Source organism: Cohnella sp. LGH (assembly GCF_017671885.1).
GTDB lineage: Bacteria > Bacillota > Bacilli > Paenibacillales > Paenibacillaceae > Cohnella > Cohnella phaseoli.
In genome coordinates, this window is the sequence record NZ_CP072117.1 from 4167586 (window position 1) to 4182434 (window position 14849).

General features: G+C 58.0%; 11 protein-coding genes. All 11 read right to left on the minus strand.

All coding sequences use genetic code 11. The annotated features are described in order from the left end of the window. Positions 1-110: 110 nt before the first annotated feature. Positions 111-500, minus strand: coding sequence for a hypothetical protein (locus tag J4772_RS18010; RefSeq protein ID WP_342772509.1), 390 nt, complete (start codon positions 498-500; stop codon positions 111-113). A gap of 90 nt (positions 501-590) precedes the next feature. Beyond that, a complete protein-coding gene (locus J4772_RS18015; RefSeq protein ID WP_209076492.1) occupies positions 591-1229 on the minus strand; it encodes a hypothetical protein in 639 nt (212 codons plus the stop codon). Positions 1230-1301: 72 nt separating this feature from the next. Next, entirely contained in the window at positions 1302-5216 is a 3915-nt protein-coding gene (locus J4772_RS18020) for a UvrD-helicase domain-containing protein (protein ID WP_209076494.1), read from the minus strand. Further along, the gene (gene addB / locus J4772_RS18025) at positions 5213-8752 is read right to left on the minus strand and encodes a helicase-exonuclease AddAB subunit AddB (RefSeq protein ID WP_209076496.1); all 3540 of its coding nucleotides are present in this window, start codon (positions 8750-8752) and stop codon (positions 5213-5215) included. The genes J4772_RS18020 and addB overlap by 4 nt, the downstream gene beginning before the upstream one ends. 200 nt (positions 8753-8952) lie before the next feature. Next, positions 8953-9339: a monovalent cation/H(+) antiporter subunit G gene (mnhG, locus tag J4772_RS18030; RefSeq protein ID WP_246016712.1), complete on the minus strand. Its 387-nt coding sequence runs from the start codon at positions 9337-9339 to the stop codon at positions 8953-8955. Then, positions 9314-9601: a Na(+)/H(+) antiporter subunit F1 gene (locus J4772_RS18035; protein WP_116063502.1), complete on the minus strand. Its 288-nt coding sequence runs from the start codon at positions 9599-9601 to the stop codon at positions 9314-9316. Before J4772_RS18035 ends, mnhG begins: the two co-directional genes overlap by 26 nt. Continuing rightward, on the minus strand, positions 9601-10074 hold the full coding sequence (locus J4772_RS18040) for a Na+/H+ antiporter subunit E (protein WP_209076497.1): 474 nt from the start codon (positions 10072-10074) through the stop codon (positions 9601-9603). Before J4772_RS18040 ends, J4772_RS18035 begins: the two co-directional genes overlap by 1 nt. Next, complete coding sequence (locus J4772_RS18045) at positions 10071-11546, minus strand: Na+/H+ antiporter subunit D (protein WP_209076499.1); 1476 nt, start codon at positions 11544-11546, stop codon at positions 10071-10073. Before J4772_RS18045 ends, J4772_RS18040 begins: the two co-directional genes overlap by 4 nt. After that, positions 11539-11877: a Na(+)/H(+) antiporter subunit C gene (locus tag J4772_RS18050; RefSeq protein WP_116063505.1), complete on the minus strand. Its 339-nt coding sequence runs from the start codon at positions 11875-11877 to the stop codon at positions 11539-11541. Before J4772_RS18050 ends, J4772_RS18045 begins: the two co-directional genes overlap by 8 nt. Before the next feature lies 1 nt (position 11878). Then, the gene (locus tag J4772_RS18055) at positions 11879-12301 is read right to left on the minus strand and encodes a Na(+)/H(+) antiporter subunit B (protein ID WP_116063506.1); all 423 of its coding nucleotides are present in this window, start codon (positions 12299-12301) and stop codon (positions 11879-11881) included. Next, positions 12298-14691, minus strand: a complete 2394-nt coding sequence (locus tag J4772_RS18060) for a Na+/H+ antiporter subunit A (protein ID WP_209076501.1) — start codon at positions 14689-14691, stop codon at positions 12298-12300. Before J4772_RS18060 ends, J4772_RS18055 begins: the two co-directional genes overlap by 4 nt. Between the last annotated feature and the right edge of the window lie 158 nt (positions 14692-14849).

Sequence of the window (14849 nt, forward strand, 5' to 3'; positions counted from 1 at the left end):
TTTAACGAGTTGGCATATGCCTCCCATCATACCGCATACGCCCCCTCGCCGTCCAATAGGCAGGGGCCTGCGGCGATCGCCGCAGGCCCCTTGCCGCTCGGACTTGCCCTTTACCAATAGTACGGCAGCAGGGAGATCGCCGCCAAGCCCGCTAGCGGCAAAATCAGCCGATTAAACCTGCGCGGACGATACGGATAAAAGCCTCCCCCGAATGGCGGATAGAAGGGGAAAAATCCGCGCATGGGCTCCACGGAGCCCGGGACGGCCAGGCACAGCCACTCGTCGTCGACATGCTCCACGATGCCGTCGTAGCAGCAGCCGTCAACGGCCTGCACCTCGACGTAACGATGCATGTGGGAGTGGCACATCTGTTTCGTTACTTTTTTAGCCGTCGGCTGAGGCATCATATGGACCGCGTACTGTCCTTTCGCCGCATGCTCCTGCGTCGGCTTCGGCGCAGGCTGCGGGGTCGGCTGGGGCGTCGGTTTCGTTTTTTCCATGAGCATTCTCTCCTTGGGCGCCTATTTCCCCAACATCATATGCACGCATAGGCGAATGGCTCATAAATATAAGCAAAATGGGCTTGGACGTCAGTTTTGGCCGTTCAAAGCGGATGCAAGCTCGCGCAGTTTGACGGACGCTTCAAGAGCGTGCGGCTTCCACTCTCCCATCGACACCATCTGTCGGAAGCCCACCTCGCCTGAAGGCGAGCGGAATTTGTTCAACGCATCCGCGATAACTGCCGCTCCGTCTCGAACGTTCGTCAAAAAGGAAATTTCCGCGTCCGTCAGCGGGGCGCCGCTCTCGCCGATTGCCGCCAGAGGACTTTCCCCTCCGATCACCGCGTTGGCCGCAAGCATAATCGCCTCGGATACTTCAGTGCGGGATTGACCCGACGCCGAGCTTTCGGCCTCTATAAACAGGCCCAGCGCCTCCGCCCCCGCCAGTCTTGCCTCGGCGATTTCCTTGGCGGCGCGAACCTTCTCCGCCTCCGTCTTCGCTACGAGAAACCCTTCAGAGCCGTCGCGAAGGCGATCCGCGAACAGCTGCGCGTAGACGTACCGCTCGGCTAGACGCTGCCCTCGGTCGGTTTTGAGCGACTGCTCTTCCAGCATATATTTCGAGTAACCTAGAATAACCAATGTCATTAAGACGACAATCGCAATCAGCATCGCTCCGATAACGAGCGATCTGCGGCTCTTTATTTTGTTTTCGGCTTCGGCCGGCATAACGCAATCCTCCTGCAGCTTGTTTGATCTTCGTTCGTCGCTGGCGACACATCCGCTTGCTTGACAGCGACGTTAACTGACTCGCACGACATGCCCTCCATCGAAAAAGTACACGTAAGTTTCCTTGACCGGCCTGCCGGCGATTGCGCTCACCGCTTCGGCGTAGCGTTCGACCTGGAATCGGTGCTTCTCCGCGGCAGCCGCGGCGTCAAGTCCCTTTAATGCATCCGTCTTGTAATCCACAAGCACGAGCCCCTCTTCTTCTTCGAACAGGCAGTCGACAACCCCCTGAATAATGACGGTTTCTCCCGCTTCCGGAGCCAGCGTTTCCGGATAGACCGCAGCGGCGTCAAGTCCGCAAGTGAACGGAACCTCGCGCCATACGCGATCGGACCGTCGCATCCTTTCGTACAGCGGCGTGCCGCAGAACGCCGCTACGGCAGCCGCTTCGATGCCCGCTCTCTGCTCCGCCGACAAAATCCGCCTCTCCGTCAGCTTGTCCAGCATCGCTTCGATCCGCTTCGCGGAGACGTCTGCTTCGAGCGGCAAATGCTGCATGACGAGATGGTAAGCCGTTCCCCGCTCCGCAGGCGTCAGCTGCTTGGCGGACATAAACCGCGGTCGGCGAAGTCGGAAAGTGGCCGCGGTCGCCGACAGCGCCTCTTCTTCCGCCAGTCGTTCCCGCCACGCCTCGGATACGACTTCCTCCTCGGCCGCCGCCCGTATCGGTACAGAGTGCGGAGCAGTCCCTTCCCGGCGGAGCTTAAGCGCCGTAATCGACGTCTTCGCCGCGACTTGCGACGCAGTCTCGTGCGAATAACGCCAATTCAGGACGCGTTCGACCCGTTCGGCCAGTTCCGTGCCGCCTGCACCGACCGGGTCCGCGTTCGCCACGGCATTCCATAGACGCCCATCGTCCTGCGCCTCTTCCTTCGCCTCGGACGTGCGCAGCGTATAAGCGGCGGACGGCTCGACTCGGAATACCCAGCGGCTCGCCGGATCGGCGCGCTCGGCGGCGAGCACCGCCGCAGGCCCAAGCCAATCCAAATATTTGCCGGCTGCGGCAACCGCATGCGGAGGCAGACCGCCCTCGGCCATCGCGGCGGTTTCCGTCCACTGCTCCCACATCTTGGACGCGTCCTTGCTCGTCCCGATCAGAAACAGCTTCTCCTTCGGCCGGGTGAGCGCCACGTACAGCACGCGCATTTCCTCCGCCAGCATCTCCGCCGCCAGCTTCCGGCGAATGGCGAGCTGCGGCAGCGTCGGATACGTAATTCGGCTATCGCGCTCGAACACCCGTGGGCCGAAGCCAAGCTTCTTATGCTTGAGGAACGCTCCGTTCAAGTCTCTGCGATTGAAATTGCGGCCTAACCCGGCTGCGAACACAACGGGGAATTCAAGCCCTTTGCTTCGGTGAATCGAGACGATTCTAACGACGTTCTCGCTCTCCCCGAGCGCCCGGGCCGCACCCAGGTCCGCGCCTGTATCGCGCATCCGACCCAAAAACCGCAGGAACCGGAACAGTCCGCGAAACCGAGAGGAGCGCTCGTACTGGATCGCGCGATCGACCAGCGCCCGCAGATTGGCCTGCCGTTGGCCGCCGCCCGGCAATCCTCCGACAAAATCGTAGTAGCCGGTTTCCCTGTACAGCATCCAGAGCAGATCGCCCAGCGGCTCCCGTCTGGCGAAATCGCGCCACTCCCCCAGCTTGGTCAGAAAACCCGCCAAGGCGCTGCGAACGTCCGGAGCCAGCGTGGCTGCAGCTCCCCCGCCGTCCCGGGCCGCTTCGTTCGCCGCCTCCCAGAACGAGCTTCGCCTGCGAGCCAGGCGGATGCGGGCCAAATCTTCGGCCCCTAAGCCGCCGATCGGCGAACGCAGCACGCCCGCGAGCGGAATGTCCTGACGCGGATTGTCGATAACGGCAAGCAGCGACAGCACCGTATCGACCTCCGTCGCCGCGAAATATCCGGTCGCCAGGTCTGCATAAGCCGGAATGCCCGCCGCCTTCAGCTCCTCGATAATCGTTGGGGCCAACGAGGAGACAGCCCGCAGCAAAATGACGATATCCCGATACTGCACCGGACGATGCAGCTTCGCCTTGCCGTCGTACACGGCGAACGGCGGGCGCTGCCCCTCTTCGCCGCCTGTGCCCATCAGCTTGCGAATCTCGTCCGCGATGCATCTGGCTTCAAGCTGCGCCGCTTCCAGATCTTCCGGCTCCTCGGAGCCGCTCTCGTCCGCATTCTGCGCGTCCTCCTGCGAGCCCCCCGCCTCGGCTGCGAGCTGCGTCGCTTCCTCCACTATCTCCGCGGAAGGAGCCGCTCTGTCCAGCAAAATCATTTCGACGGCATACGGATTCCGTTCTCCCTCCACCGCTTCCGGGTAGCCGTCGCTATATTTCAGCTCGGCCTGTTCGTCATAATTCATCTCGCCGACCGGCTCTTGCATAATGAGCCGAAAAACATGGTTGGCCGCGTTTAGAATTTCCCTGCGGCTGCGGAAATTGCGCGCCAGATCGATGCGCAGCCCCGGCTCTCCCTCCAAGCACCCGGCGTCCGTCATCTCCGGCCTGTATGACGCATATGTTTTATACTTCTCGAGAAACAAGCCCGGCTCTGCCAGCCGAAACCGGTAGATGCTCTGCTTGACGTCGCCGACCATGAACACGTTGCCGGGATCGCTTCTGGCAATCAAGGAGACGATCGCCTCTTGAACCTCGTTCGTATCCTGGTATTCGTCAAGATAGATCTCCGCGAATCTGTCGCGGAAGCCGAGCGCGGCGAGAGAGGGCGAACTATGCTCGGGCGTCGAGGCAGCGTCGCGCAGAATGCGCAGCGCGTAATGCTCCAGGTCGCCGAAATCCAGCAGCCCCTTCGCCCGCTTCGCCTGCTCATAGCAATCGCCGAACTGGATCGCCAGCTCGGCCAGGCTTTCCATCTCGGGCGCCAGTCCGCGCAACTCCTCGGCGTACTGCTCCAGCGAACGGACAAGCCACTCCTCGGCCAGCTTGCCGACCGCTTTCTTCGCCGATTCGCGCAGCGATTTTACCCGCTCGATCAGCGACGGATCGTAATCGTCGCCCTTGCACGCCTTTAGCCGTCCGAACCGGATGCCGGTCGCCGCCGCCTGCCACGCCTCCCACGAGTCGGACGCGAACGCCGCAGCCGCTTGCTCCAGCCCGTCGATATCGGCGAACAGCGTCTCAATGTAAGGCTCCGGCCCGCCCGGCTCGTGCGCGACGCGCAGCGCGGTCCTCAGCAGCTGCAGCGTGCCGTGGAGCAGCAGCATCGCGTCGTCGCGCAAGCTTTTGACCCAGAGCGAGCCCAGCAGCTTCTCCGCCTCCGCTGCACGGAAGCTCGCGGCCGTCGCGCGCAGCCAATGCTCCGGCCACGGATGGCTGCCCGCGAATTCGTGCAGCTCAAGTACGAGCCGGTGGAGCGGCTCGTCGTTGCGTTCCCCTCCGAACCGATCCGCGAGAGAAGCGAGCGCGCCTTCGCTCCCCTCGGCCGCATAACGCTCCTCGAACAGTTCGTCGAGCGTATCCATTCGCAGCAGTCCCGCCTCGGTATCGTTCGCCATGCGAAAGCCAGGATCAAGATCGATCAGCGGCGCGTAACGCTCCACCACCTCCAGGCAGAACGAATGCAGCGTCGTCACCGAGGCCCGGGGCAGCAGCGCGATCTGACGGCGCAAATGCTTCGAGTCCGGGCTGCTCTCGAGAGCGTCCTCGAGCGCATGTCGAATCCGCTCCTTCATCTCCGCCGCAGCCGCTTTCGTGAATGTCGCTACGAGCATTGCGTCCACATCCAGCGGACGGCTCTCGTCGGCGATCCGCGAAATGATCCTCTCCACGAGCACCGCCGTTTTGCCCGATCCGGCCGCCGCAGCTACGAGCAGATGCGAGCCCTCTGCCGCAATCGCCGCCCACTGTTCGTCCGTCCAGCGACTTTCCGCCGGCTTGGCCGGCCATCGTTGCCATTGCTTCACAGCGGATCGTCCCTCCTTGCTTCAAGCTCCAACCGTCTCCATAGCTGCTCCCGGTCGGTCGCCTTGCTTAATGTGTGGTACCCGTTGCCCTCGACCTGGCTGTCGAAGTGGCATACGGGGCGAAAGTCGCAGAAGGCGCAGGGGCTGCGCTTGTCCATCCGGTAAGGAGCAATTGCCACGTCCCCGTCCGCGATCCGTTTGCCGATCCGGCGAATTTGCGAGCGAACCGAGCTCCGCAGCACATCCCATTCGTTCTCGCTCGCGACCTGGGAACGCGCCGAGAACGTGCCGTCCTTCTTGAATTCGACGGGCACAACGGCCGACTTGCTGGAATCGCTCAATGTTTCGTCCATCAGCTTGACCGACTCGCCGTCGGCGAGCAGCAAGCCCTGCATCCGATACTGCTTAAACAAGGCGTTTTTGGCCTCCTCGGGAGACAGGCCGTTCGCTGAATTAAGCAACGGATTCTGCACGTGAAAATAAAGCACGCCCGCCGGCTTCGCGGGACGACCGAGCCAGTGCGGAGCATGCGTCACGACGACGTCGAGGTACGTCAGCATCTGCAGCGACAGCCCGTGCGCCACCTCGTCCAGCTTCAGCTTCGTCTCGCTCGACTTGTAGTCCAGGATGCGCAGCAGCAGACCTGCGGACGATTCGGCCGCATCCACGCGGTCGATCTTCCCGACGATGTCCATCCATCTCGTTGCGTCCAGCGGCAGCGAAAGCGCGGGCAAAAGTCCGTCCGGTCCGAAGCTCAGCTCCAGCCCCACCGGCTTAAAAGCAGATAACGCCGCATGCTCTCCCAGCATTGCAGACGCCTTCGTCACAATGTCTCGCAGCTTGCGCGCCATGACTTGGTGTCGGTGAGAGGACAGCAAGATTTGCGACTGAACGCGCGGCAGCAGCTTGTCCACCGAGACGGCCGCCTCGCTCTGCCACTTGGCCGCATCCATTCCAGCCGGCCCTTCGGCAAACAGCTTCTCGGTCGTCTGCCGCAGCGCGGCATGGAACAGCTGCCCGATGTCGGGCGATTCGACCCGGTATAGACGCCTTTCCTGCAGACGCAGACCATGCACGGCAAAATGCTGGAACGGGCAAGCGATAAACCGCTCCATCCGCGATACGCTGGCCAGCAGCCTGTCCCCGTACAGCAGACGACTCGTCTCCGGCGAAAGCGGCTTCTCTTCGTTCGTATAGCTCAAGGAGCCGATAAGCGAACGCAGCCGCGGTTGCCATTCGTCGCGGCTGAGCAGCCAGTCGTAGACCGCCCACCAGCCCGGCGCCATCGCCTCTCCCTGCCGCCAGCCTCGCAGCCGGTTCAGCAGGTGCGTCATCGCTTTTCCCGGGTGAGCCGCATAAGCCAGCTGTTCCTTCTCCGGCTGCTCCGACTGCGGCTCGGCTGCGACGGCTTGCACCGGAATGCCGGGGAACCGCTTGCGCAGCTTGCCGATCCATTGCGACGGAAGCAGCGTCTGGCCTTCCTCGTTGGCGATCGGATAGCTGATCCACAGATGATGAGACGGCGTAGTCAGCGTCAAATACGCCAGAAACTCCTCGTCGAGCAGCCTGCGGCGCGCACCCGGCGCAAGCTTGAGTCCCGCCGACGCCAGCCTGTCCCGCTCCTCTTCCGCGATCAGGCCGTTCTCGGGAATGCGCATCGGCAGAACGCCTTCGCTGGCGCCGAGCAAATAAACGATACGGACGCGATCCGATCTCGTGCGCTCCGGACTGCCGATCAGCACGCCGTCAAGGGACGGCGGCACAGCACCCAGCTTCAGCTCCTCCAGCCCGGAATCGACCATTCCCGCGAACAGCTCAAGCTCCGGCGGCCGCTCCCCCATCAACTCGACCAGTTGATCGAGCAAATACACGACGCCGTCCCAGAGCGGACGATGAACCGCCATCCGATCCGGTCTTCCCGCGAGCTCGTCCTCCTTCGTCCAGCTTTCAAGTCGATCCGCCGCCCCCGTCTCTTCCAGAAACAGATACACGGCTTCGCACAGCTCGCGAACCGAGCAGGCCGCTTTAAGCCGCTTTTCCAACGCCAGCAGCGGCTTAAGCAAGGCGTCGCGAACTTCCAGCAGCGTTTGCATCTCGCGCTCGACTGCGGAACCGGGCTCGGACTCGTTCTCGATATCTCCGCCGTACAACGGAAACCACGATTTCTCCGCATGCCAGCGCCAGCCGTCGATCCCCGCGGCCAGCGCGTAATTTTCCAGCCGGTCCACCTCGTCGCGCGTCACCCTGCGTTCCGGCGTGTCCAATAAATCCGTTTTCGCGCAGCGGAATACCGCCTCCGCCCGCCAGCCGCCTGTCACGCATTCAAGCGCCGAGCGCACAAATTCCACGAACGGATGATGCGAGACGCCCGCTTTGCCGTCCAGAAAGTGCGGTATGCCGTAATCGTCCAGCGCCGCCTCCAGCAGATCGGCGTAATCGTTCAGATTGCGCACGAAAACGGCCATCTCCCGCCAGCGAGCGCCTTCCTCTCTCACTCTGCGCAGCATGTCGCGCGCGACCGCCTCGACTTCCGTTCGGCGATTGGCGGCTTCATGCAAAGACAAGCCGCAGCGCGGATGCTCCGATCGCAACAGGTACGAATCGCCGCTCCATCGTTTCCGGTTGTCCCAGTTCCGTTCGAGGAAAGCCAGCATCTCATTTTCGCGGAAACGGGGGGCGACTTCAGGCTCCAGCACCACCGGAGTCTCCAGCGCGACGCCTGCCGCCTGGGACAACTCGCACAGCTGTGCGGAAGTCTCCGCCGTGAGATGAAACAGATCCAGCTCATCCGGTCTCTCCCCCGCGCCATAAGGACGGTCGACGCATAGCGCCACGCTCACCCGCTCCGCTTTAGCCAGCAGCGCTTCGATTACCGCGAATTCGCCGGGCGTAAAGCCGTTAAAGCCGTCGAGCCAAATTTCGGCGCCGGACAGCAAATTGGAGCTATGCGCTCCCCGGGCAAGCCAGCCTAGCATATCTTCTCCGTCCAGCCAATGACCGGACAGCTCCCGCTCCATATCGCCGTAGATCAGCGCCAGATCGTGCAGCTTGTCCGCAAGCATCGCGCCTTCCTTAGCCCCGCCCGTTGCGCGCGTCGCGGTTTCTGCATATCCGGACAGCTTCTCGCTGTCGACGCCGTAACGCTTCATCTCCGTCAACAGCTCGTTAATACCGGCGATCAGCCCGGACTCTCCCTTGCCGCCGCGAAATAATCTTAAACTTTCTCTTCTTGCCTCCATCACCTTATGTAAAAGCATCGCTTTGCCGTTATCGTGAATCGGCACGACCGCCGAGCCGCCCGTCTCCTGCATCACGCGAAACGCCAGCCTGCGAAAGCTTAGCACCTGCATCCTCATAAACCCGCTTAACCCCGGCGTCGTCGCCATCGCATACTCCGCCTGGAAAGTCGCCTGCTCGGGCACAAGCAGAATCAACGGCGCTCCGAGCGGAGCCTCCTGCAGCCTGGTTCTGATTTCGTCCAGGCACAGTCTTGTCTTCCCGCTTCCGGAGCGACCCGTAATCAGCCGCAACGTCATACGTTTCCCCTCCGTTTTCCTCTAACCGATTAACCTTCAACTTATTGAGTATTGTAACATATTTGAGAAAACGAATAGTAATAGGGCAGGCCATGGATAAGATTGGTAGATGTGGAGCCGACGCGAAAAGGCATGCAATAAAAAAACGCCAAGGCCTCCCTCAGCGTTTACTCTAATCTCCCAACCCAATTCAGTCCAGCCTAAGTCCCTTCCGTCCGAGCTTCCTTCTTCTTCGCCCGCTCCAAGTCTTCGGCCAGTTCGTCCTTGATGCTGGAATCCGACAGCTTAACGCCGAAACGGTAGGCGGATCTGACGATCAAATGCCCGGTCACGGGGGCCGTCAGAAAAACGAATACGATGCCGAGCAGCAGCCGTACACTGAAGTAATCGTCAACGAACAGAAAGTGAATAAACGTCCCGAGCAAAATAAACAGGATGCCCAGCGTGATGCTTTTTGTCGCGGCATGAGAGCGATTGTAGACGTCGGGAAGCCGGATAAAGCCGAGCGAGCTGAGCGTGTTCATTAGCGTTCCGATAATGACCATGACGACCACGATCGTTTCAATGATTTCCTTTGCTGCGCTCAATGGCGACTCCCCTTTCCAGAAACTTGCAAAGCGCGACAGTACTTAAAAACGCCAAAATGCCGATCAACAAAATCGTCTCCAAATAGGCGTGCGAATTGAGCAGAATCGATAACACGGCTACGATCCCGATAACGTTATAGCCAATCGAATCGAGCGCCAGAATGCGGTCGGATAAGGAAGGCCCCTTAATGACGCGATAAAGGGCAATGACGATAGATATTGTAAGCAGAAGCATCGACAACTTGAGCAGCGTATCGAACATTAGCGCATCACCTCGATAATAACATCCTCCAGCTTATTTTTCGTTTTAATAACGGAGTTGCTCATTTTCATATCCATAGCGTGAACGTACAATATGCCTTCCTCCGGGGCAATCTCCATCACGACCGAGCCCGGCGTAAGCGTCAACAGGTTGACGAGCATGGCCAGCTCCCAATCCGTTTTCAGCTTAGTCTTCATCTTGAAAATACCGGGTTGTATGTTCAGTCTGGGACGAATGATCTGGCCAATCACGACAATGCTGGAGAGGATCAGATCGATCCCGAACAAGTACATCAGCTTCAGAATCGCCCACAGCTTCCTGCCGTAGAAGGGGGTCGGAAAAAATCTTCTGAACCAAAAAATAATGAAGAAGCCGAGAATAAAACCGATGGTGAACGTTAGCGTGTTCCATACATCGTGGAGCAGCATCCATATTACGGCGATCAGCAGATTGAGCAAAATTTGCATCGTCATGATAGCACCGCCTCGATGTAGATGGCCGGATTGACAAGCGGTTCAACGGCCTGGCGGACGTAGAACATAATCTCCTCCGCGCCCAGCCCGAAGCCGACGACAAGTGCGGCTAGAAGAAAGCTCGGGAGCAGCGCCCCCTTGCCTGTCGACTTCTCCTCTCCTTCGCTTAGAAGCGTCTCTCCCCAGAAGCTATGGATAAACACCTTCATCACCGAATACAGCACCAGCAGGCTCGACAACAAGCCAAGACCGACCAGCACGAACGCTTTCGCTTGAACGCCGCCCTGAAGAATCATCACTTTGCCTACGAAGCCGCTGAGCGGCGGAACTCCGGCGAGCGCCAGCGCGGAGAGGAAAAACAACCAGCCGAGAACCGGACGGAAGTGGATCAGTCCGCTGATTTCGCGCAGCTTATCCGTGCCCGCGATGCTGATGATCGCTCCGCCTAGAATGAAGATCAACGCTTTGGCGATCATATCGTGAATCAAATAGTAGACGGCTCCGCTCAACGCAGCCTCGGAAGCTACAGCTACTCCGAACAAAATAAAGCCGACTGACACGATCACGTTATAAGCGAGAATTTGCTTGATCCGCCAATAAGCGATTACGCCCATAGCTCCCATAATCATCGTTAAGGCTGCAAGCCACATCAAAATTTCATGCGTAATTTGAGGCTGGTGGGGGAAAATCAGCGTAAACGTACGGATGATGCAATAAATGCCCACTTTGGTCAGCAGCGCGGCGAATAAAGCGGCGATCGGAGCCGGCGGCGCGCTGTAGGAGCCCGGAAGCCAGAAAAACAGAAACAGCGCGGACTTCAATCCGAATACGGTGAGAAACAACAGCGATACCGTCGTCGTCAGTCCATCCTGCCCCAGCTCGGCGACCCGTTGCGCGATATGAGCCATATTGAGCGTTCCCGTAATCGAGTACAAATAAGCGATCGCGATGACGAACAGGCTGGAGGCGACAATATTGATCACGATATATTTGATCGTCTCCCGCAGCTGAATTCTGCCTCCGCCCAAGCTGAGCAGCACATAGGAGGACAGCAGCATCACCTCGAAGAAAACGAACAAATTAAAAATATCGCCTGTCAAAAAAGAGCCGTTAACCCCGCAAAGCAAAATCATGATCAATGGGAACGCGTAATGACGCTTGCGCCCGTCGTCAAGCGAATGATAGGCATAGAGCAGACAGGCCAATGTCACGATAGAGGTAATCGTAATCAGGATAGCCGCCAGCATGTCTACGACTAGCGGAATTCCGTAGGGCGCTTCCCAGCCGCCCACATGCAGCACTAGAATGCCGTCTCGGGATACGGTCCGCACAAGCAACGCAGAGACGACCAGCGTTGCGAGCGTCCCGACGGTAGCCAGACCCATCTGCAGCCGTATGCGGTAACGAACGAAAAACATCAGCACGCCGAACAGCAATGGCGTGACGATTGGAAACACGGCCAGATTATTCATTATCTTGTCCCCTTAACTGCTCCACATCGTCCGTGCCATGCTCCTTATAAGTTCGGTAAGCGAGCACAAGCGAAAATGCGGTAAGCGAAAAGCTGATTACGATGGATGTCAGAATAAGCGCTTGCGGGACGGGGTCGGTATAGCTCTCCGCTTCTTCTCCTAGCAGCGGAGCCGCCCCGCGCTTTAGTCCGTTGATGGCCATGAGCATAATATGGACGCCGTGCGTAAACAACGACATTCCGAGAATAATGCGCAGAAGCGTCTTGCTTAGCATGAGATAAGTGCCGACGGTGAATAGTACGCCTGCGGTAATCGTCATTAAAGTTTCCATATTACATGTCCTCGCTAATGCTTCTAATAATCGTCATCGTTGTGCCGACTACGGCCAAGTAGACGCCTAAATCGAATACTAGGGCGGTGCCGATGCCCGTCTTGCCCAGAAGCGGCAGATCGACGTATTTGTACACCTGGGTCAGAAAAGCCGAATCCACGACGACGGCGCTGATACCGGTCAAGAGAGCCATCAGCACGCCGATCGCTCCGATAATCTTAAAATCCACCGGAATAATCTCCTGGATCGTTTCCGCGTCGAACGCGATATAAAGCAGCATAAGCGCCGAGGCGGTGATCAAGCCGCCGATAAATCCCCCTCCGGGGTTATGGTGCCCTGCAAAAAGAATGTAGATCGAAAAGGTCATAATGATAAACACGAGCACTTTGGCCGCCGTCTGCAAAATCAGATCCGAGAATTTCAACGCTTTTCCCCCCTTGACTTGCGGAGTTTGATCAGCGTATACACGCCTATGCCCGCCGTAAACAGGACGACGCTTTCCAGCATCGTATCGAAAGCGCGGAAGTCGACGAGAATCGAGTTGACCATATTGCGTGCCCCCGAAAGCTCATACGAATTCAGGAAGAAATGCGAGATCGGCTTAAACGGATTCGTGCTTTGCGCCGAAATCCCGATCAAAGTAAATACCGTGCCGACGCCGATGGAAATCAGCAGATTGGATATTTTCACGCGAACCCGAACGATCTCGGTTTTCAGCTTAGGCAGGAAGTAGAAGCATAACAGGAACAGCGCGGTCGTAATCGTCTCTACGACAAGCTGCGTCAGCGCCAGGTCCGGAGCCCGGAATATGACGAACAGCAGCGATACCAGATAGCCTACCGCGCCCACTCCGATAATCGACGTCAATCTGGAATTGACGAACAGAACGAATCCGGCGGATACCGCAATGGATGCGGCCAGCAGGTACTCGTGCCATTCGATGATCGCGTTGGTGGAAGGATCGATGGCGAACGCCTGTTGAAGCACGAACGAGCCTCCGACGACGACAATCACGAACGTGAAAATATAGCTGAGATAGTTGTGGAGATAACCGTTCATGTAGGAGCTCGTAATCCGGCCGGACCACCGCTCCGCTCCCGTTAATCCCTGGTCGTACAAATGGTTGAAATCGAATTTGCGCGGCAATTCGTAGTAGATGTCCGACCATTTCTTATAGGTTTTGTACAGCAGCGTCCCCATGACGACGATGCCGATTGTCATGATCAGCTCGGCGTTAAAGCCGTGCCACGCTTGGATATGAACCTCGAACACCTCGCCCGGCTGCAGCAGAGTCGGCAAGATCGAACGCATCGCCGGCTCCAGCAAGGAGTAGGAGATCAGGTTCGGGAAGAAGAAAATGACGAGTACCAGAGTCGCCAGCACGATCGGCGAGATCAGCATGCCGAATGGGGCTTCGTGCGGTTTCTTGTCCAGGCGCTCCGGACGGTAGGTTCCCGTGAACGTCTTGAACACGAAAACGAGACAGTACACGAAAGTAAACACGCTGGCCAGCCAAGCGGCGATCGGCAGCAGGATGACCCACTGATCGATATGCCGATAGGCTGTAAGCACTCCCGTAAAGAACATCTCCTTGCTCAGGAAGCCGCTGAACGGCGGAAGCCCGGCCATCGACAGCCCGCCGATAATGGTGAGCGAGAACGACACCGGCATCAAGTTCAGCAGGCCGCCTAGCTTACGGATATCGCGAGTTCCCGTCTCATGATCCAATATGCCGACGACCATAAAGAGCGAGCCCTTGAAGATGGAGTGATTAAACAGATGGAAGATGGCGGCCAGAATGGCGCCCGAGAACAGCATCGCCTGCGCTTCATAATTCGTGTGCAGCGCCAAGGACCCGATGCCCAGTAGCGACATGATCAAACCGAGCTGGCTGATCGTGGAGTACGCCAGCAGCGCCTTCAAGTCGAACTGACGAATCGCCATGAACGCGCCCCAGAACAAGGTGACGATTCCGACGATCGTAATGATCCAGAACCAGCTCATATGCCCCCCGAACACCGGGGTCATGCGCGCGATCAAGTAGACGCCCGCTTTTACCATCGTTGCGGAGTGCAAATACGCGCTGATCGGGGTAGGAGCTTCCATCGCGTCCGGAAGCCAAATATGGAAAGGAAATTGCGCCGACTTCGTGAACGCGCCGAGCATGACGAGCAGCATTGCGGGAATGAACAACGAATCGTTCACGATCGCTTCCTTCATGCCGATAATCTCCCGAATGCTGAATGTTCCCGCCGCCGAGCCCAGCATCAAAAAGCCGAGCAGCATCGCGAACCCGCCCGTTACCGTAATCAGCATCGCCTTTTGCGCGCCGTAGCGGGATCTTTTTCTCTGGTACCAATAAGCGATCAACAGGAAAGACGATACGCTCGTCGCCTCCCAGAAGACGTACAGCACCATCAAATTATCGGACAATACGATTCCGAGCATTGCGCCCATAAACACAAGTAAATAAATATAGAAGTTATGTAACGCTTCTCGATCTTTGGACATGTAATAGATGGAATAGATAATGACCAAAAAACCGATGCCCGTTATGATAAGAGCGAACAACATTGATAGTCCGTCTAAGTGCAAATCGAAGCGTATGCCTAGCGAGGGAATCCATGAAAAGGATTGAAACAACGGGGTCGAGCCTGACTGAAGCGGAAAATGAGCGGCAAAATAAACAAACAGCAACAAAGGAACGATAAGAACGAACCATCCCGTATGAATGCGCGGCACTTTCTTAAAAAACAGCGGCACGAAGACGGTGTACAGAAAAGGAAGCAGGACAGCAAAATGCAACAACGACAACTTGGAACCTCCCACTTGTACGATGATGTATGCAGACGACTCATTAAAAACGCATGAGCCTTTGCCTTATTATCCTCCCAAACTCATGATTGATTCACGGAAATACGGCTGTCACAATAACAGTGACCGTAATAGTAACAGTATACACTAAACGCATT